Origin of the sequence: Streptomyces coeruleofuscus (assembly GCF_039532725.1) — a bacterium.
Lineage (GTDB): Bacteria > Actinomycetota > Actinomycetes > Streptomycetales > Streptomycetaceae > Streptomyces > Streptomyces coeruleofuscus.
In genome coordinates this window covers 1,494,820-1,513,751 of the sequence record NZ_BAAASE010000001.1, presented here as the reverse complement: position 1 = coordinate 1,513,751, position 18,932 = coordinate 1,494,820, and the positions used below count along the sequence as shown (strand labels likewise).

17 protein-coding genes are annotated in these 18,932 nt (G+C 73.4%); 6 read left to right on the top strand and 11 right to left on the bottom strand.

What is annotated here, in order from left to right; translation table 11 throughout:
* Positions 1 to 283 precede the first annotated feature (283 nt).
* Entirely contained in the window at positions 284 to 1,312 is a 1,029-nt protein-coding gene (locus tag ABFX81_RS06620; protein ID WP_086852236.1) for an NAD-dependent epimerase/dehydratase family protein, read from the top strand.
* Positions 1,313 to 1,408: 96 nt separating this feature from the next.
* Here ABFX81_RS06620 and ABFX81_RS06615 read toward each other — a convergent pair whose 3' ends face one another.
* The 3 genes from ABFX81_RS06615 to ABFX81_RS06605 all read right to left on the bottom strand — a co-directional run bounded on the left by ABFX81_RS06615 (position 1,409) and on the right by ABFX81_RS06605 (position 5,972).
* Complete coding sequence (locus ABFX81_RS06615) at positions 1,409 to 1,681, bottom strand: hypothetical protein (protein ID WP_086852232.1); 273 nt, start codon at positions 1,679 to 1,681, stop codon at positions 1,409 to 1,411.
* A gap of 97 nt (positions 1,682 to 1,778) precedes the next feature.
* A complete protein-coding gene (locus ABFX81_RS06610; protein WP_346137738.1) occupies positions 1,779 to 2,759 on the bottom strand; it encodes a phosphotransferase family protein in 981 nt (326 codons plus the stop codon).
* 30 nt (positions 2,760 to 2,789) lie between these two features.
* Positions 2,790 to 5,972, bottom strand: coding sequence for a bifunctional cytochrome P450/NADPH--P450 reductase (locus tag ABFX81_RS06605; RefSeq protein WP_346137737.1), 3,183 nt, complete (start codon positions 5,970 to 5,972; stop codon positions 2,790 to 2,792).
* A 152-nt stretch (positions 5,973 to 6,124) separates the two neighbouring features.
* Between ABFX81_RS06605 and ABFX81_RS06600 the strand changes: the two genes are divergently transcribed.
* Positions 6,125 to 6,769 (top strand): helix-turn-helix transcriptional regulator, encoded by a 645-nt coding sequence (locus tag ABFX81_RS06600; RefSeq protein ID WP_346137736.1) that lies wholly within the window; start codon positions 6,125 to 6,127, stop codon positions 6,767 to 6,769.
* Here the strand turns inward: ABFX81_RS06600 and ABFX81_RS06595 are convergent.
* A complete protein-coding gene (locus tag ABFX81_RS06595) occupies positions 6,709 to 7,623 on the bottom strand; it encodes a DUF3626 domain-containing protein (protein ID WP_086846029.1) in 915 nt (304 codons plus the stop codon). The two genes, ABFX81_RS06600 and ABFX81_RS06595, sit on opposite strands and share 61 nt — an antisense overlap.
* Before the next feature lie 96 nt (positions 7,624 to 7,719).
* On the opposite strand from ABFX81_RS06595, the gene ABFX81_RS06590 reads away from it, so the two are divergent.
* The 3 genes from ABFX81_RS06590 to ABFX81_RS06580 all read left to right on the top strand — a co-directional run bounded on the left by ABFX81_RS06590 (position 7,720) and on the right by ABFX81_RS06580 (position 10,868).
* Positions 7,720 to 8,214: an FBP domain-containing protein gene (locus ABFX81_RS06590; RefSeq protein WP_086846027.1), complete on the top strand. Its 495-nt coding sequence runs from the start codon at positions 7,720 to 7,722 to the stop codon at positions 8,212 to 8,214.
* 86 nt (positions 8,215 to 8,300) lie between these two features.
* Positions 8,301 to 9,554 (top strand): FUSC family protein, encoded by a 1,254-nt coding sequence (locus tag ABFX81_RS06585; protein ID WP_086846025.1) that lies wholly within the window; start codon positions 8,301 to 8,303, stop codon positions 9,552 to 9,554.
* Between the two features lie 117 nt (positions 9,555 to 9,671).
* Positions 9,672 to 10,868: a beta-propeller fold lactonase family protein gene (locus ABFX81_RS06580; RefSeq protein WP_086846023.1), complete on the top strand. Its 1,197-nt coding sequence runs from the start codon at positions 9,672 to 9,674 to the stop codon at positions 10,866 to 10,868.
* On the opposite strand, the gene ABFX81_RS06575 is transcribed toward ABFX81_RS06580, so the two are convergent.
* Together ABFX81_RS06575 and ABFX81_RS06570 are read right to left on the bottom strand one after the other, a co-directional pair.
* Positions 10,836 to 11,564 carry a DUF2470 domain-containing protein gene (locus ABFX81_RS06575; protein WP_086846021.1) on the bottom strand — a complete coding sequence of 243 codons (729 nt, stop codon included), beginning with the start codon at positions 11,562 to 11,564 and terminating at the stop codon, positions 10,836 to 10,838. The two genes, ABFX81_RS06580 and ABFX81_RS06575, sit on opposite strands and share 33 nt — an antisense overlap.
* An 85-nt stretch (positions 11,565 to 11,649) precedes the next feature.
* A complete protein-coding gene (locus ABFX81_RS06570; RefSeq protein WP_086846019.1) occupies positions 11,650 to 12,258 on the bottom strand; it encodes a TetR family transcriptional regulator in 609 nt (202 codons plus the stop codon).
* A gap of 109 nt (positions 12,259 to 12,367) precedes the next feature.
* On the opposite strand from ABFX81_RS06570, the gene ABFX81_RS06565 reads away from it, so the two are divergent.
* Positions 12,368 to 13,864, top strand: a complete 1,497-nt coding sequence (locus tag ABFX81_RS06565; protein ID WP_086846017.1) for a cytochrome P450 — start codon at positions 12,368 to 12,370, stop codon at positions 13,862 to 13,864.
* Here ABFX81_RS06565 and ABFX81_RS06560 read toward each other — a convergent pair.
* The 5 genes from ABFX81_RS06560 to ABFX81_RS06540 form a co-directional block, all read right to left on the bottom strand.
* Positions 13,826 to 14,656, bottom strand: coding sequence for a pentapeptide repeat-containing protein (locus tag ABFX81_RS06560; protein WP_086846031.1), 831 nt, complete (start codon positions 14,654 to 14,656; stop codon positions 13,826 to 13,828). The two genes, ABFX81_RS06565 and ABFX81_RS06560, sit on opposite strands and share 39 nt — an antisense overlap.
* A gap of 52 nt (positions 14,657 to 14,708) precedes the next feature.
* Positions 14,709 to 15,602 carry an RNA polymerase sigma factor SigJ gene (gene sigJ, locus ABFX81_RS06555; protein ID WP_086846016.1) on the bottom strand — a complete coding sequence of 298 codons (894 nt, stop codon included), beginning with the start codon at positions 15,600 to 15,602 and terminating at the stop codon, positions 14,709 to 14,711.
* A 29-nt stretch (positions 15,603 to 15,631) separates the two neighbouring features.
* Positions 15,632 to 16,366: a PIG-L deacetylase family protein gene (locus ABFX81_RS06550; RefSeq protein WP_086846014.1), complete on the bottom strand. Its 735-nt coding sequence runs from the start codon at positions 16,364 to 16,366 to the stop codon at positions 15,632 to 15,634.
* A gap of 50 nt (positions 16,367 to 16,416) precedes the next feature.
* Complete coding sequence (locus tag ABFX81_RS06545; RefSeq protein ID WP_086846012.1) at positions 16,417 to 17,718, bottom strand: alpha/beta fold hydrolase; 1,302 nt, start codon at positions 17,716 to 17,718, stop codon at positions 16,417 to 16,419.
* Between the two features lie 109 nt (positions 17,719 to 17,827).
* A complete protein-coding gene (locus ABFX81_RS06540; protein WP_086846010.1) occupies positions 17,828 to 18,853 on the bottom strand; it encodes a substrate-binding domain-containing protein in 1,026 nt (341 codons plus the stop codon).
* Between the last annotated feature and the right edge of the window lie 79 nt (positions 18,854 to 18,932).

Genomic DNA, 18,932 nt, shown 5'->3' with positions numbered 1-18,932 from the left:
GGCCCGAGCCCGGAACGCCCAGAAGTGGTTCCCCGTTGAACAACACGTGGGTGCGGATGGGACAGTGTCCCCGGGCCTCACCATTCGCCCACAGGGACGATCGTTCGGCTGAAGCCCTGTGGAGCCCTTCGCCGAGAGGCGACCGCCATCCGCGCCCACCTCTTGAGCCGCCCCGGCCGTGATTCCCCCGTCCGGCCGGGGCTTTCCTCTGCCCACGTGCAATCGGCGCGACCCGGGTACTCGGTCATCCTCCGAGCACGGTCGCGGCCGAGAGGAGCAGATGGTGAGCAGCGGAACAGGCATGAGGATCGTCGTCACGGGCGCCACCGGCAACGTGGGCACCAGCGTGGTACGCCTCCTCTCGGAGGATCCGGAGGTGGCCTCCGTGCTGGGCCTGGCCCGGCGGATCCCCGACTGGTCGCCGCCGAAGACGGACTGGTCGGCGGTCGACCTGGCCTCCGAGCAGTCCGATCTGGCCGATCAGTTCCAGGGCGCCGACGCGGTGGTCCATCTGGCGTGGGCGTTCCAGCCGACGCACGACCCGGCGGCGACCTGGCGCACCAACGTGCTGGGCAGCATGCGGGTGTTCGAGGCGGTGGCCGCCGCGGGCGTGCCGGCGCTGGTGCACGCCTCGTCGGTCGGCGCGTACTCGCCGGGCCCGAAGGACCGGGCGGTGGACGAGTCGTGGCCGACGCACGGCTGGCCGGACGCCGCGTACTGCCGGGAGAAGGCCTATCTGGAGCGCGCGCTGGACACGTTCGAGCGCGACCACCCCGAGACGCGGGTGGTGCGGATGCGGCCCGCCTTCCTCTTCAAGTGGGAGTCCGCGAGCGAGCAGCGCCGGATCTTCGGCGGGCGTTTCCTCCCCGGCCCGCTGGCCCGCCCGGAGCTGCTGCCGTTCCTGCCCGACATCCCGGGGCTGCGGGTGCAGGCGCTGCACACGGACGACGCGGCGAACGCGTACCGGCTGGCGGTGCACTCCGACGCCCGGGGCGCCTTCAACCTGGCGGCCGAGCAGCCGGTCGACGCGCAGGTGCTGGGCGAGATGCTCGGTGCGCGCCCGGTACGGCTGCCGCGCACCGCGGCCCGTTCGGCGATCGCCGCCGCCTGGGGCCTGCACCTGCTGCCCGCCTCCCCGCACCTGTTCGACGCGGTGCTGCAGCTGCCCCTGATGGACAGCACGCGTGCCCGTGCGGAACTCGGCTGGCGGCCGGAGCGTACGGCGACGGAGGTGCTGGAGGAGTTCCTCCAGGGCCTTCAGCAGGGCGGGGGCGCACGGACGGAACCGATGCGGGGACGCAAGGTGGGCTGACCACACGAACCCTGCCCGGACGACCGATGGCCGCAGCCGACCCCCACAGCCGGCTGCGGCCATCGACGCCCACGGCGCCGGAGCGCTCGGCGGCGCTCAGGCGGAGGACTCGTCCGGATCCGGATGCTCGGGGTGGACGGTTCCCGAGCGCGGTACGCCCTGCCGTCCCGTCCCCGCTTCGTCCGTGTCGGGGACGTCTCCGGCGGGCTCGTCGGCCTCGTCCCCGTCGTCCTTCCGGTCCTTGCCGGTGCCCGTGAAGCGCGGGGCGACCTCCCAAGGGTCCTCGCCGGCGTCGGCCTGCTGGTCCGGCATGTCCCGCGGCACGGGCTCACCGTTCTCGCCGGGTCCTTCGAGGCGGTGGTCGGTCACGGCGTGCTCCCTTCACTGGTCCGGGCGCCACGCGAGTACCTCCGGCGTGACCTGGGAAACCTCAGCGCGGTGCCGCAAAGAGTTTGAGATCCCACCGTCACGGCTGAGGGGAGCCCGACAGGAGATCCTCGACCTCGTCCAAGGCCGCTACGAGCTCCGGGCCGACCCTGGCCCGCACCCAGCGCTCCTGTTCCTCTCCGACCTCGCGCGGAATCGTCTCGGTGAGCATGATCAGGTACAGGTAGGCGCGGTACAGGGCCAGTCGGAGGCGGGCCGGGACGTCGAAACCGGCCTGGCCGCCGGCCTCCCGGTAGCCCGCCAGGAGCGCCTCGTCCTGCTTGATGTCGCCCAGCAGTGCCAGGGAGACGAAGTCGGCCAGGGGGTCGCCCCAGAACATGCGCTCCCCGTCGATGAGGCCGCCGATGCGGGCGTCTCCGGCCGAGCGGTCGACCATGATGTTGCCCCGCCACAGATCGAAGTGCACGAGGCACGGGACGGTGACCTCGTCGAGGGCGCCGTACGCGGACCTGGCGGTACGGGCCACCGCGTCGGCGGGCCGGGGCAGCCACGCCCCGTAGCGCCGGGCGTCGTCGAGGACGGCGTCGAACATCGTCGTGAACGCGGTCCGCCAGTCGGGGGCGAGCGGACCGAGGGCACCGGAGGGATAGCCGAAGCCGGAGCCCGTCACGCGGTGCAGCCGGGCCGTCTGGCGGCCCAGCTCCGTGCGCAGTGCGGTCTGTTCCGTGTCGGTGAGAGAGCCGTCCCACGGTGCCCCCGGGCAGGCCGTCATCAGCAGGAAGTCGTCGCCCATGGTCACCAGCCGCGGTGCGAGGACTCCGGCGTGGGCGGCCGAGCGGTAGAACTCGGCCTCCGAGACGAGGAGCCGGCGCTCGTGGCGGAGGCCGGGGGTGGCCGCCGCGGGCGGGATCTTCAGCACGTAGCGGGTGCCGTCGGTGAGGCGGAGTTCCTCGACGGTGTTGTAGGTGCCGCCGGTCAGCGGGGCGAGGTGGGCGAGGTGGCCGGGATCCAGACCCGCCGCCTCCAGGATGCGCCGAGCCCGTTCCCAGGAGTCCACCACCGTGCGCCCACCCCTCCCCTTCGCCCTCGGTCAGCCGGCCGCGTACACGTCCTCGACGTAACGCCCGTCCGCGACCAGTTCGTCGAGCCACTGCTCGGCGGCCGTCTCGTCGGCGCCCGGCGTGTGCTTCCGGTACAGGGTACGGAACGCCTCCCGCACCCCGGGCGCCATCCGGGAACCGTCGCCGCAGACGTACACCCGCGCTCCGGCGGCCAGCAGGGCCCAGACCTCCCCGGCCTCGGCGGCGATGCGGTGCTGCACGAACCGCACCTCGCCCTCGGGTGCCTCGCTGAAGGCGGGGCGGAGGGCAACCGCTCCGGCGGTCTCGGCGGCGCGCAGTTCCTCGGCGTGCAGGAAGTCGGCGCCGGGCGCGTCGCAGCCGAAGTAGCAGACGGCCGGGGGGAGTTCCGTGCCTGCCGCGAGAGCGGCCGTACGGTCGGCGATGGCGCCGCGGAACGGGGCGAGGCCGGTGCCCGCCGCGATCATGACGACCGGCGCCGATCCGCCGGTGACGTCGATGCGGAAGGCCTCCCGGCACCGCTGCACGCGCGCGTACACCGTGTCGCCGGGCTCTACGCCGGCCAGGTGGCCGGATCCGGTGCCCCGGTAGACGCCGCGGCCCGAGCGGGCCGGTGCCTCCAGCAGCGACACCATCAGGTCCACGTGAGCGGGGTCCACGGCGGGCGAGGAGGAGATGGAGTAGTGGCGGGGGCGCAGCGGGGTGAGGAGATCGAGGAGCCGCGGCCAGTCCAGGGCGCCGCGCAGGGCCGGGTGGTCTTCGATGATCTCCACGAGGGTGCGCGGGTCGTCGGCGAGGGCGGCCAGGGCCATGCGCTCGGGCGGGCACGGGTTGGCGGCGGCGAGCGCGGCCAGCTGACCGGCGCTCGGGCGCTCCTGCAACTCCACGTGGTGGGTGAGGAGCTGTCGCACCGTCACGGGGCGGTCGACGGCGATTCCGTCGCGGCGCGGGCGGGTGGCGCGGATGTCCAGGACGGTGTCGAGGTCGACGCCGAGCGCGGTGGCGGCGCGGGTGACGACGTCCGGGTGGTTGGCGGGCAGCACGGTGAGGTGGTCGGCCGTGCGGTAGGTGACGCCGTCCGGCAGTGCGACGCGGAGGAACCGCTTGCGGCGCGGGTAGCCGGGCGCGGTGAGGTCGTGTGCTTCGGTGACTCGCATGGGGAGGAGCTCGTGCCGTTCGGCGAGGGCGTCCAGCGGGCCGCCGGTCAGGGTGCGGACCTCGTAGGCGGTGGTGGGCTCGGGGTCCGGGGTCGTGGCGTCCGGGTCGCCGTACCGCTCCAGCAGGGCGGCGCGGAGGGCCGTCGTGAACTCCCGCACCGTGCCGGTGAGGTCGCCGGAGGCGTCGGCGGCGGCACGGTCGAGGAGCCGGGTGGCGCCGGACTGCGCGAGCCGCTCGTCGATCCGGGTGGGGACGTGCTGGTAGGTGGCTGCCCAGTTGCGGTCCCCGACGCCGAGGACGGCGTACGTCACGCCGGACAGGTCGTGGGTCTCCTCCAGCCAGGCGGCGAAGGCGGTGGCGTCGTCGGTGGGGCGGCCGTTGTAGGAGGCGGCCGTGATGACGACGGGCCGGTCGGTGGGCAGGCCGCCGGCGTAGGCGTCCAGTTGCGCCACCTGTGTCTCGCAGCCGACGGCGGCGGCCTCGTCGGCGAGTCGGCCGGCGAAGTCGCGGCAGGTGCCGTAGTTGCTGCCGTGCAGGAAGAGGGCGGCGGTGCCGGGGCGGACGCGGGCGGGGAGGTCCTGTGGTTCGTCGGACCGGGCGTCCTGGACCGGGGCGGCGCCGGGCAGCGGGGTGTGGACACGGTCGGCCGGCGTGCGCGGGGTGAGCGTGAGGGTGAAGCCCTCGGGCTTGAGGGTGAGGGTCTCCTTGACGTGGAGCCGGTAGTCGGCGTGGTCGCTCAGCCGGTAGCGGTGGACGAGCATGGCCAGCAGCATGGTCGCCTCGTGCAGGGCGAACTGCCGCCCGATGCAGGCGCGCTCACCGGTGCCGAACGGCTTGAAGGCGTGCACCGGGCGCTCCGCCTCCGCCTCGGCCGTGAAGCGCGAGGGGTCGAACAGCTCGGGGTTGTCTCCCCACACGGGCTGCCGGTGCAGCATCGGCGTGAGCACCAGGGCGGACTGCCCGGCGCGCAGCGGGACGCGGCCGCCGAGCAGCGTGTCCTCGCGGGCCTCCCGGGCGAAGACGGCGGCCGTGGGCCACAGCCGGAGCGCCTCGTTCAGGACCTGGCGCGTGTAAGTCAGCCGACCGATCTCGTCGTACGTCGGCTCGATGTCCGCCGCGTCGCCCCACAGCTCGTCGACCTCGCGCTGCACCAGTTGGAGCGCGGTGGGGTGCTTGGCGAGGTAGTACAGGGCGAAGGACATGGCGCCGGAGGTGGTCTCGTGGCCGGCGATGAGGAAAGTGATGACCTGGTGGCGGATGTTGGCGGTGTCGAGCGTGCTGCCGTCGGCGGGGTGCTCGGCGGTGAGCATGAGGCCGAGGAGGTCGTCGGCCTGGCTCTGGTCGGTGCCGGTGCGGGCGGCGATGACGTCGTCGACGACCTGGGCGAGATAGGCGGAGTCGTCGCGGAAGGCCGCGTCCTGCGCCGAGTAGTCCTGGCCCGGGACGCGGGCGAGGCGGGTCATGCTCCACTCCAGGCAGCGGACCATCGACTCGACGAAGGGGTGCGGCTCGGCCCGCTCGAAGGAGCCGAAGTCGTAGCCGAATCCGGCCAGTCCGATGGTGTCGAGCGTCATGCGGGTCATGTCGCCGGGCACGTCGACGGGCTGCCCGGCGCGGGCGTCGCGGTCCCAGGACGCGATGAGGCGGCGGGCCACCTTCAGCATCACGGGGTGGTAGGTCCGCATCGAGCCGAGCGCGAAGGCGGGCATGAGGATGTCGTGCGCCTTGGCCCAGTTGGGCTCGTCGTTGTACGCGGTGAACAGGCCGTCGGCGGCGAACTCGCGGACGTTCTCCAGACCGGGCCCGATGTGCTTGGCGAACCGCCGCTCGTCCGCGAGCTCGGCCACGAGGTCCAGGTCGCCCACGAACAGCGTGTCGCGTCCGTACAGCCGCCGCACGAACACGGGCCCGTGCTCGCGCATCAGCTCCATGGCCTGCTGGACGGGCGCGGCACCGGGCCCGGTGCCGGAGATGTCGGCGACGGGGACACCGGGGAGGACGTCTGCGGGCCGGGGGGCCGGTGCGGTGGGGCGCATGACGCGACAACTGCCTTTCGCGGTACGGAAGTACTGCGATCCAGCGTGATCGACGGGACCCTGCGGGCCGTGCCGCGGCCCTACATGATTGTGTAGTACATGCAGACGCGTCGCCCTTGCGCGGGGGCGGCCCGGCGTGGCAGGAGACACTCGTGGACCAGGCCCGGCAGGAGGCCGTGACGTGGCGCAACCGCGCCCTGCTCCTCTTCGACCGGGTCGCGATGCCGGTCGCGGTGTGCGACGTGTACGGAGCGGTGCTGCTCGCCAATCCGGCGATGGCCGCGGAGTGCGGTACGACGCCGGGGCGGCTGCGCGGCCGTGACGTGCTGGACCTGTTCAGCCCGCGGGAGGCGACGCAGGTGGAGCGCATCGCCCAGGCCCTGCGCCTGCGGCACCGCTCGCGCTACCAGGTGTCGGTGCGCTGGCGGGCGCCCGGCGGCGCGGAGCGGTACGGGGAACTGACGGCGGACCCGGTGAGCGACACGGCGGAGGACACACCGGCGCTGCTGGTGATGCTGCGCGTGGACGGCGAACGCGCCCCCTCCCCCGCCCCGCCCGCCGGACAGGCCCGCGTCACCCCCGTGGAGGCCCGCATCCTGGCCCTGCTGGCCTCCGGCGCCACCACGGCCCGGGCAGCGCGCGAGACCGGCCTCACCACCGACGGCGTCACCTACCACCTGCGCCGCCTGTCCTCCCGCTGGCACGCCACCAACCGCACGGAACTGGTCGCCCGCGCCTACGCGCTGGGGGTGCTCACACCGGGGGTCTGGCCGCCGGAGGCCCCGGCCGCGGAGTAGGCGGTGCCGGCTCCCTCCGGTGCTCCGAAGCGGGCGAGGGTGTGCCACACCTTCTTCAGGTGCTGCAGTTCGTACCGGCCCGTCCGGGCGGCGTCGCCGATGGCCCTGGGGTCGATCAGGCCGTCCCGGGCGATCCGCGCGCCCAGGTCCGCGTACTCCGGGCCGCGGTAGTCCGCGTGGCGCCGCAGCCCGGCCACGGTGAGCCGGTAGCCGGGGTGCCACTCGACGGGGCAGGGCAGGCGCCGGGCCGCGGTCTCGACCGGTGTGCCGCGGTAGCAGGCGTCCAGCACCAGCGCCTCCATGTCCCGGGCGAGATCGACGCCTCCGTGCACGTGCGCCTCGATGTAGTCGTCGAGGGCGTCCTGCTCGTCCGCCTCGGCCAGCGCGATGAGCGACATGCCGGCCGCCACGCCGAAGTCGGCCGGCTCGGCGGCGCTGTCGGGGTAGCAGAACGTGGCGCGGGCCACGGCGCCGGCGCGCAGCCGGAAGTGGGAGGAGCCGAAGCGCGGCGCCGCGCCGACCACTTGCCGGCGGAAGTTCAGGGCGCCGTAGACGGGTCGCTCGTGGGCGGCCGCTGCGTCGTACGCCCCGCCGAAGATCCGGCTCTCCCAGTGCCACCGGTCGCCGCCGGGGCGGGCCGTGAGGCCGCCGTTGCTGGTGCCGGTGACGAACTGCGAGTGGTAGGCGCCGTCCCGGGCGAGCGCCACGAGGAGGGGCACGCCGCCCGCCGGCCGGTCCGGGTGGAAGTTCAGTGTGATCCGCACCTGCGGATCGACGGCGGGCCCTGACGAGCCGCCCGCCACATGGCGCAGCGCCGCCCGTGCGCGTGCGGACGCGACCTCGGCGAAATCCATTGGCTCCCCTGTCTTCGATGCTTCTAACCTGATCGCGAACCTAGGACCCCTAGGGTTCGTCGATGACGACCGCCGATGACGACCAGGAGCCCTCCGATGAGGTCACTCACCGAACAGGACATCCGCAACTCCTTTATCAACTGCTCCAAGGGAGAGGCGAAGCGTCTGTCCGTACCCCGGGACCTCGCCGAGCGCCCCTGGGACGATCTCGACTTTCTCGGGTGGCGGGATCCGGGTGCGCCGGATCGGAGTTATCTGGTCACCGAGCGCGAGGGGCGGCTCGTCGGGGTGTCGATGCGGTTCCAGGCCGCGCAGCGGGGCTTTCTGCATCGCAGCATGTGTTCGCTGTGCCTGACGACGCACCCGCGGGGCGGTGTGGCGCTGATGACCGCGCGGAAGACGGGAGCGGCCGGACGTGAGGGGAACTCCGTCGGGGCGTACATGTGCACCGACCTCGCCTGCTCGCTGTACCTGCGCGGGAAGAAGGTGCCGGAGAGCGGGCCCCGCTTCGAGGAGAGCCTCACCCTGGAGGAGCAGATCGAGCGGACGATGGGCCATCTGACCGCCTTCCTCGACAAGGTGTACGCCTGAGGCTCTCGGTCGCCCGTGGTTTCCCCCGGCATTAACGTCCTTCATGGATGCGTTCGATACGCCAGGGGAAGGGGAACAGCCCCAGGATGCAAGAGGTACGTGAGTGGACGGCGCACGCCAGGCGGATCATGCACAAGCGCCGGGACCCCGTGGTCGTCCAGACGGTGCGGTCCGCGTTCGCGGCGACGATCGCCTACGTCATCGCGCTGCGGCTGAGCCCCGAGGCGGCACCGCTCACCGCTCCCCTGACGGCCCTGCTGGTCGTCCAGGTGACCCTGTACGCCACACTCACCAACGGCTTCCGGCGGGTGAACGCCGTGGTGACCGGCGTCCTCGTCGCCATCGCGTTCAGCCTCCTGGTGGGCCTCACCTGGTGGAGCCTGGCGCTGCTCCTCGTGGCCTCGCTGGCCGTGGGACGGCTGGTCCGGGTGGAGGAGTACGTACCCGAGGTCGCCATCAGCGCGATGCTGGTGCTCGGGGTCACCACCGTCGGGGACACCGCCTGGGCCCGCGTGGTGGAGACGCTGATCGGCGCGGTCGTCGGACTCGGCTGCAATCTGCTGCTGGCTCCGCCGGTGTGGGTGGAGGAGGCGGGCGCGTCCGTCGAGGATCTGGCGCGCCGGCTGCGGCAGCTGATGCTGCGCATGGGAGAGGAGGCCGCCGGCCGTACGCCCGCGGACCGCGCGGCGGAGCGGCTGCACGAGGCGCGGCGCCTGGACCACGACATCGTCGAGGTGGACGCGGCGCTCCGGCAGGCGGAGGACAGCCTGCGGCTCAACCCGCGCGTGCGGGAGGGCCTGCTGCACCGGGTGGTGCTGCGCACCGGCCTGGACACGCTGGAGATCTGCACGGTCGTCCTGCGCGTGCTCGCGCGTTCCCTCACCGACCTGGCGAAGGAACGTGAGCCCGAGCCGCTGTTCGAGGGCGAGACGGGCGCCGCGCTGGAGCAGTTGCTCTCCGAGATCGCCGACGCGGTGGTGAGTTTCGCGGTGCTGGTGACCACTCATCTGAGCGCGAGCGCCGAGTCGGCGGAGGAACGCCTCACCGCGGAACTGCGCACCGCGGCGGGCACCCGCGACAAGCTGGCCCTGCTGCTGCGCAAGGAGGCCGAGCGCGAGACGCGGCACTGGCAGCTGCTCGGCGCCGTCCTGACGGAGGTCAACCGGATCCTGGACGAGCTCGACACCGAGCACCGCACCCGGCGCCTGTTCGAGGAACTGGACCGGGTGTCCCGGGAGCAGCGCGTGCGGATGCCCCGGCTGACCCGGCTGCGTGAGCGCCTGGGCGTTCAGGAGCAGATGTGGCGGAACCGTACGGGGGTCGGCGGGCGTTCTCGCTGAGCGACCACCTGAAGCGCGTTGCACGGACCGCAACACCCGGTGCCTTTGTTGCACCCGGCGGGTGATCCACGCCAAGGTGGCTGCGCGACGGGGACGAGTGACGACCTGAGGGGCGACATGGGCAGTGGTGGCTGGAGCAGGCGCCGGTTCGTCGGCGCGCTGGCGGGCGGAGCCGCCGCGGCGGCGCTGCCCGCCTGTGACGACGCGCCCGCGCCCGCGTCCCCGACGACTCCGGCGGTCCCCGAGTCGGGCGCGAGTCCGTCCGGCGGGGCCCGTCGCCCGTCCGGCCCGCGCCCGCTCTACCTCGGCACCTACACCTCCGCCGAGGGCGGCGGCAAGGGCATCGGGCTGGCCACGTACGACGCGGCGACGGGCCGGATCACCGGCACCGGCACGCTCACCGGCGTCGACGACCCGTCGTACCTCGCGATCCACCCGGACCGCCACACGCTGTACGCGGTGAACGAGCGCGAGGACGGCGCCGTGACGGCCGTCCGGCTGTCCGACCGGAAGGTCCTGGGCAGCCGGAGCACCGGCGGCGCGGCCCCCTGCCACCTGTCGGTGCATCCGGGCGGGCGGTGGCTGCTCAGCGCGGACTACGGCTCGGGCAGCGTGGCGGTGCATCCGATCGACGGCTCGGGCGCCCTGGGAGAGCGGACCGATCTCGTCCGGCACACCCGTCCGGCACCGGGACCGGGCCAGGACGGTCCGCACGCCCACCAGATCTTCACCAGCCCCGACGGCCGCCACGTGCTCGCCGTGGACCTGGGCACGGACACCGTGTACACGTACCGGCTCGACGAGAAGGCCGGCACGCTCACCGAGGCCGCGCAGGCGCGGACCCGGCCGGGCGCGGGCCCGCGCCACCTGACGTTCCACCCCGGCGGCCGGTACGCCTACCTCGCGAACGAGGTCGACAACACGGTGGCGGTCTGCTCCTACGACCCCGCCTCCGGCCGCGTCACGGTCGGTGAACCGCAGTCCACGGGCACCGGTCCGGGCACCAACTACCCGGCGCAGTTCCTGGTGACCCCGAACGGCCGTCATGCCTTTCTCGCCAACCGCGGCGACAACAGCCTCACGCGCTACGCCGTCGAGGAGGACGGCGCCCGGCTCAGGCTGCTGGAAACCGTGCCGGTGGGCGGGGACTTCCCGCGCCAGATCGCCTTCTCTCCGGAGGGCACGCTGTTGTTCGCGGCGAACCAGAAGTCCGGCACCGTGACCGTCTTCCGGGTGGACGAGACGAGCGGCGCGCTGCGGCGCGCCGGTGAACCGTTTCCGTCACCGGTCGCCGTCTGTGCGCTGCCACTGTAGGGCGCGCGGGCAGGCCGCGGCGGTCGCCTGGCTGAGCAGGACGTGCATGCGCTCGGTGAGCTGCGCGACGTCGTCGGCGGGTGTGTGGAAGGCCAGCCGTACGTCGCCGTGGGCGCGGGTGCGTTCGATGCGCAGCGTCAGGCCGTGCCGGTCGACGGCGAGGGGCTGGACGCGGACCGCGCCGTGCAGGCTGTCGGAGCCGATGAGGCGGGTGAGCCGCTCGACCGCGTCCGCGTGGCAGTCGGCGAGGTGCGTCAGCAGCCGGGCCTCTGCCGTGCCGAGCGGGTCGGGCGTCGCGGCGGCGAAGTCGTCGAGGTCGACGACCACGGCCCCGGACGGCTGCCGCAGCACCACGCGCGTGGCCCGGAAGGCCAGCCGGTCCTCCTCGACGGCGAACCAGCCCGCGAGCCACAGCCGGGCGCGGATCCGGTCGCGCACGGGGACGGGGGCCACGTCGGCGAACTCCAGCACCGCGGACGGCTCGCCGCGGGGCGCGCAGATCGCGGCCCCGAGCAGGGCGCTGTCCTCGGGCACGTCCACCAGCACCCGGCCGTCCTCGGTCACCGTGTGCGCGCCCACCAGCTCCTCCCGCGTGCCCTCCGCGGTCACCGAGCAGGACCATGCGGCGGCGAGCACCGAGCGCGCCCGCTCCGCAGCGGCAGGGGCCGCCGTCCAGCCGTGGCTGTCGTCACCCATCCCAGACCTCCTTAGGTAAGCCTTGCCTAACCTACCGAAGATCCGGGCGTGAGCCAACCACGTCACGTGATCTTTACGAGCTCTTTCAGGGAGTGAGCACACCCAGCAGGGCACGGGCGCACAGCTCGCGCACCTGATCCCGGCTCAACTCCGTGCCGCGCAGCCACTCCAGACAGACGGACGTGGTGAACGCCAGCCAGCCGCGCACGGCCAGCCGCACCTCCGGGCGCTCTTCGCAGGCCGGGCCGAACTCGGGGTCCTCGGCGAGCGCCGCGAGGATCTGCCGCTCCTGCGCGCCCAGAGCCCGCTGGTAGACCCGCCGGACCGCCTGGTCCCCGGCCGCGTCGGCGCGGTGGAAGGCGCGGTAGCCGTGGGCATGGGCCTGGACGTACTCCAGGAACGTGTCGAGGCCGCCCGCGAGCTGCTCGCGCACCGGCACACCGGGCACCGGCGCCGTCATGCGCAGCATCCGCTCGCTCTCACGCTCGACGACCGCCGCGAAGAAGTCCCGCTTGGTCGGAAAGTAGTGGTAGAGCAGCCCGCGCGACACCCCGGCGATCTCGGCGACCTGCTCGATCCACACGTCGTCGTACGGACTCTCCGAGAACAGCCGCGCACCGACGGCCAGAAGCTGCGCCCGGCGCTCCTCGGTGCTGAGCCGGCGGCGCGTGCGCCCGCCCTGGTTCGCGGCCATGCCCGCACTTTACTTGACGCCGGTTCAACAACGGGACCAGACTGAACCGCACTATTGAACCCACGTACAACACGTGCGAACCCGCCGCTGGATCAAGGGAGATCGCGTCATGACGGAGGCGCCGGTACGGGACGGGCTGACCAAAGGGTTCCGCAGCGCCGAGCTGGGCTGGCCGGAGCTGGACCGCATACCGCATCCACCGCACCGGGTCCCGCTGCTCGGTGACGTGGTGGGCGTGAACCGGCGCACTCCCCTCCAGGACTCGCTGCGGTACGCCCGCCGACTGGGTCCGGTCTTCCGGCGGAAGGCCTTCGGCAAGGAGTTCGTGTTCGTGTGGGGCGCCCGGCACGCGGCCGACCTCGCGGACGAGTCGCGGTTCGCCAAGCACGTGGGTCTCGGCATCGCGAACCTGCGGCCGGTCGCCGGGGACGGCCTGTTCACGGCGTACAACCACGAGCCCAACTGGCAGCTGGCGCACGACGTGCTCGCCCCGGGGTTCAGCCGTGAGGCCATGGCCGGTTACCACCCGATGATGCTGGCCGTCGCGCGGCGGCTGACGGAGCACTGGGACCGGGCGGCGGCGCAGGGCCGGGCGGTGGACGTGCCCGGCGACATGACCAAGCTGACGCTGGAGACGATCGCGCGCACCGGCTTCGGCCACGACTTCGGGTCGTTCGAACGCTCCCGGCCGCATCCCTTCGTGACCGCGATGGTCGGCACGCTGACCTACGCGCAGCGGCTCAACACGGTGCCCTTCCCGCTGGCCCCGCTGCTGCTGCGGAGCGCGAGCCGCCGCAACGCCGCCGACATCGCCCACCTCAACCGCACGGTCGACGAGCTGGTCCGGACCCGGCGCGCCTGCGGCCGCGGGAACGGGGACCTGCTCGACCGGATGCTGGAGACGGCCCACCCCGAGACCGGGGAGCGGCTGGAGCCGCGGAACGTCCGCCGTCAGGTCATCACCTTTCTCGTTGCCGGCCACGAGACCACGTCCGGCGCGCTCTCCTTCGCGCTGCACTACCTCTCCCGCCACCCCGAGGTCGCGGCCCGGGCGCGCGCCGAGGTGGACCGCGTCTGGGGCGACGCGCCGGAACCGGCCTACGAGCAGGTGGCCAGGCTGCGCTACGTCCGCCGGGTGCTGGACGAGTCGCTGCGGCTGTGGCCCACCGCGCCGGCCTTCGCCCGGGAGGCGCGGGAGGACACGGTGCTCGCCGGGGAGCATCCCATGCGGCGCGGGGCGTGGGCGCTGGTGCTGACGCCGATGCTGCACCGGGACCCCGAGGTGTGGGGCGCGGACGCCGAGCGGTTCGACCCGGACCGCTTCGACGCGCGGGCCGTACGGTCCCGGGCCCCGCACACCTTCAAGCCCTTCGGGACCGGGGCGCGGGCCTGCATCGGGCGCCAGTTCGCCCTGCACGAGGCGACGCTGGTGCTCGGCCTGCTGCTGCGGCGCTACGAGCTGCGCCCCGACCCGGCGTACCGGCTGCGGGTGGCGGAACGGCTGACGCTGATGCCGGAGGGGCTGCGGCTGCACCCGGAGCGCCGGACGCCGGTGCGGGAGCCGGCCTCAGACCTGCGCTGTCCAGTGCCCGGGGCGGGTGACTGACGCGGGCAGCCGGGTTCCGGCACTCCCCCGGGCCGCGTTGAGCTGCGGCTGGGTGAGGAAGAACGCCCCCGTGAGGTCGGCGTCCGTGAGGTCCGCGTCACGCAGATCGGCACCGATCAGGTCCGCGCCCCGCAGATCCGCGCCCGTGAGGTCGGCGGCGATGAGGTAGGCGCCGCGGAGGTTGGCGCCGCGCAGGTCGGCACCCTTGAGGCGGGCGCCCATGAGGTCCGCGCCCCGGCGGTTCTTCTTGCGCCCCTTGGTGCCGGACCTGGCCAGCTCGCTCGTCTGCAGCAGCAGGACGTTGACCTCCTGACGGTGCGCCGCCACGTCCAGCCCGGCGAGCTCCTCGGGGGTCAGCCCGGTCAGCTCCTCGGTCTTCTCCAGGGCCTCGCGCAGACCGGCGTGGACGGGACGGGCCGCGGGGAGGGAGAGCGCCTCGGTCAGGTACCACAGCAGCTCGTGCAGCTGCCGGACGACCGGGAAGACGTCGAACATGCGGCGGGCGTGCTCCGGTGGTCCGGACCTCCAGTCCTGGCCGCCGAAGGTGATCTGCGAGACCTGCTGCCCGGCGCCGAAGCAGTCGTAGACCGTGCAGCCGGTGAACCCCTTCTGCCGCAGCCGGGCGTGGATGCCGCAGCGGTGGTCGCTCTGGAGATTGCGGCAGGGGGTACCGGCGTCCTTGTCGACCGCGAAGTCGGACGAGGCCGCGAAGGGCAGGGCGACGCAGCACAGTCCGAAGCACCGCTCGCAGTCGCCGCGCAGTTCCGCCCGCGCGGCCGTGTGATCTGACATGACGTTCAGCATACGAAATGACAACTCGCCGAGCTCATCGCCGCCGCCTGAGTCAGCCCGCGAGGCCAGGTGCCTCCAGGCGCTCCAGCCGCTCGGGGTCGGCCAGGATGTACATGCCGGTGATCCGGCCGTCGGCGATCGTGACCCCCATGACCGACTGCACGTGTCCCCCGGGCGCGTTGACGACCCCGACCGAGCCGTTGACCAGCATCAGCTCCGCGGACTGCGCGAACCGGGCGAACATGAGCGCCTGCTCCGCCACCGTCTTCGCCCCCTGGAGGGCCTTGGACACGGCCGCGCCGCGCACCAGGGCACCCGAGTCGGCCCGCAGCACCACGTCCGGGTGCAGGAGCGCGAGCAGCGCCTCGAAGTCCCCGCTGCGCGAGGCGGCCAGGAACGCGTCGAGGACCTCCTTCTGCCGGCCGAGGTCCGGCTCGGCCGCCGGGGTGGCGCCGCGCACCCGGCGCCGGGCGCGGCTCGCCAGCTGCCGGGTCGCGGCCGGGCTGCGCTCCACGATCGGCGCGATGTCGTCGAACGGCACGGCGAACATGTCGTGCAGCACGAACGCGAGCCGCTCGGCGGGCTCCAGGTTCTCCAGGACGACGAGCAGGGCCAGGCCCACCTCGTCGGCGTGCAGCACCTCCTGCTCCGGGTCGATGTGCGACAAGGGCCTGAGCACCGGGTCCGGGACGAAGGTGTCGTCCATGGGCTCCTCGCGGCGCGCGGTGCGCGAGCGCAGCAGGTCCAGGCACACCCGGCCGGTCACCGTGGTGAGCCAGCCGCCGAGGTTGTGGATGTCGTCCGCGTCGGTGCGGCCGAGCTTCAGCCAGGCCTCCTGGACGGCGTCCTCCGCCTCGGCGAGCGATCCGAGCATGCGGTAGGCGACGGCCTTCAGCCGCCCCCGGTGCTCCTCGAACCGGTCGGCCAGCTCCTTGCTGTCTGTCATGGTCTCCCCCGTCTCCCCTGTCATCCGCGTCATCTGCCGAACAGTTCGAACGCCACCGCCGGCCTGCCCCCGAACCGCTCCCCGGTGGCCTCGGCGTGCTGGGTGAGGAAGCCCCGGACGTAGGTCTCCGGGTCCTCGTCGGTCAGGACCTCGATGTAGGTGCGGTGCTCCAGCAGTGAGCGCACCGCGCGTTCCATGCCGGGCGTCGCGTCGACCGCGTGCGTGGGGGTGCTGGAACCGGCGACGGCGACCCAGCGCACGCCGTCCCACGGTTCGAGGCCCCGCTCGGTGAGCTCCGGGAAGATCCACCGGTTGCCCGCGTCACCGGCCGCGTCGAGCGTGGCCCGGCCGACGGCCACGTGGTCCGGGGTGTTCCAGGCCACGCCGCCCCAGGTGTCCCGGTGGTTGAGCGTGATGACCAGCTCGGGCCGGTGCCGGCGGATCGCGGCGGCGATGTCGCGGCGCAGGGCGGTGCCGTACTCGATGACACCGTCCTTGTGGTCGAGGAACTCCACGGCCGACACGCCGACCACCGCCGCGCTCGCCCGCTGCTCCCGCTCCCGCAGCGGCCCGCACCGCTCGGGCTCCAGTGTGTCGATGCCCGCCTCGCCCCGGGTCGCCAGCACATAGGCGACCTCGCGGCCCTCGTCGGTCCAGGCCGCGATCGCCGCCGAGCAGCCGTACTCGAGGTCGTCGGGGTGGGCCACGACCGCGAGGGCACGCCGCCAGTCGTCCGGCATGGGCTGGAGTTGAGTGGTCGTCATGTCGGCAGACTAATCGGCGCCACCGACATCACCACGCGTCCGGCACGGCATCACGCCTCGTTGCGCGCCAGCGCCAGCAGCCGGTCCAGGACCCGTTGGCCGCCGGTGCGCACGCCGTCGTGCTCGAACTCGTCCGTGACCCAGGTGCGCAGGCCGCGGATCGTGCGGGCGGTGCGCAGGGAGTGGGCCGTGTCGACGTACATGTCGTCGTGGTAGACGGCGGCGACGACCGGTACGTCGTTCGCGGCGAGGCGGGCCGGGTCGTACAGGGGCGTCCAGTCGGTGCGGGCGGCGAGCAGGTCGGCGGTCTCGCGCAAGGGGCGCAGCGCCGGGTCGCAGTCGAACATCCAGGGGTGGATCGACTCGCCGGTGAACAGCAGCGGTTCGTCGCCCGCGAGGGCCTTCGCGGCGTCGAACTGCGGGAACTCGGCGCGGACCCGCTCGGCCGACCAGGCGGTGGGCCGGGCGTCCTGCCCGTAGATCGCCTCGTGGATCAGGGCGTACAGCGGGTGGCGGGCGTAGGACAGCATGCCCTGCGCCTGCTCCTGGAACGCGTCGGAGAGCGTGAAGCCCTGCGGGGTGCGGACGAAGGCGTTCTCGAGGAGGTAGTGCAGGCGGTGGGTGCCGTCGCCGGTGCCGAGGACGATGCCGAGGGACTGGAAGGCCTCGACGGTGAGCCGGTAGCCGTTCGGCAGGACCACGTCGTGGGTCAGCAGGTGGTCGGCGATCCGGCGGGCGCGTTCGGCGTCCTGCGGGTAGCGGGCGTAGTGGTCGGTGACCTTGCGTTCGATGCGCGGGAAGGCGGCCCGGTAGACGTCGTCGGCGTGGGCGTCCAGGGAGGGCAGTCCGCCGGTGATCACGACGGTGGCCAGGCCCTGGGGCGCGAGGGACAGGTAGGTGGTCAGGCAGAAGCCGCCGAAGCTCTGGCCGAGGACGGTCCAGGGGGCGCCGCCGGTGACCTGGGCGCGGATGGCCTCGCAGTCGCGGACGATCGAGTCGGCGCGGAAGTGCGTGAGGTAGTCGGCCTGTTCGGCGGGGCCGCCGCGCAGCGGGAGCGTCTGCCGGTTGGCGGGCGTGCTGTGGCCGGTGCCGCGCTGGTCGAGGAGGAGGACGCGGAACTCCTTCAGCGCGCGGCCGAGCCAGCCTGGCCTGCCGACGGAGCGGTCCGCGCCGAAGCCGGGGCCGCCCTGGAGGTAGAGCAGCCACGGCAGATCCTGGTGCGCCTTGTCGCTCGCGACGACCTCGCGGGCGTACAGCTCGATCGTCTCGCCCCCGGGGTGGTCGTGGTCGAGGGGGACGGTGAAACGGCGGTCGGTGAGGACGACACCGGGCTGGCGGTAGCTGAGGGTCAACAGGGCTCCCGGGACGGACGGATTTTCGGACCGCGTCCCAGTTCATCACAGGGGACGTCCGCGGGTGGCCCCTTCGGATCATGAAATCTTCCTGAACGACGGTTCAGGTTCAGCGGGCGGACAGACTGGAGCGGCGGACCACCAGCTCGGGCTGGAGCACGACCCGCCGGTGCTCGTGCGGCCGGACCGGGCCGTCCTCCTCCGTCTCCTCCAGGAGCAGGTCGGCCGCCATGGCGCCCATGGTGACGGCGGGCTGCCGTACCGAGGTGAGCGGGACGGCGGCGGCCGCCGCGAACTCGATGTCGTCGTAGCCGACGATGGCCAGGTCGTCCGGGACGCCGACACCGGCCGCGTACATGGCCTGGAGGACACCGAGCGCCAGCAGGTCGTTGGCGCAGAACACGGCGGTCGGCCGGTCGGCGAGGCCGAGCAGGCGGGCACCGGCGTCGCGGCCCGCGGCGACGTCCAGCCGTTCGGTCGGCAGCTCGCGCAGCGCGTCGGGACCGAGCCCGGCCTCGGCGAGCGCTTCGAGGGCGCCCGTGCGCCGGTCGCGGACCTGGTTGAGGCCGGGCGGGCCGCTGACGTAGGCGATGGAGCGGTGCCCGGCGTCGACGAGATGGCGTACGGCCAGGGCGCCGCCCGCGACGTCGTCCACGGAGACCGAGCACTCGGTGGTGCCCTCGGCGACCCGGTCGACCAGGACGAAGGGGATGCCGTGCCGGCGGAACGCCTCGATGTTGCGGCCCGTGGCGTCGGCCGGGGTGAGCAGCACGCCACGCACGCGCTGCTCGGCGAAGAGCGACAGGTACTCGGCCTCCTCGCCCGGGTTCTGGGCGCTGTTGCAGACCATCACGCCGAGCCCGGCCTGCCGTGCGGCGCGCTCGGCACCGCGTGCCACGTCGACGAAGAAGGGGTTGCCCATGTCGAGGACGAGCAGCCCCATGATCCGGCTGCGGCCCGCGCGCAGCTGGCGCGCGGACTCGCTGCGGACGTAGCCGAGCCGGTCTATCGCGGACAGCACGCGGGCCCGGGTCTCGGTGGCGACCGTGTCCGGGCGGTTGATCACGTTCGACACCGTGCCGACGGAGACTCCGGCGACGCGGGCGACGTCCTTGATACCCACCGACTGGGCCATCGGTCAGGGACCTCCTGGTGAGACGAGGGGGGCGGCGGCCGGAGCGGCTTCACATTACCGGCATGCCGCCCCGGCGACC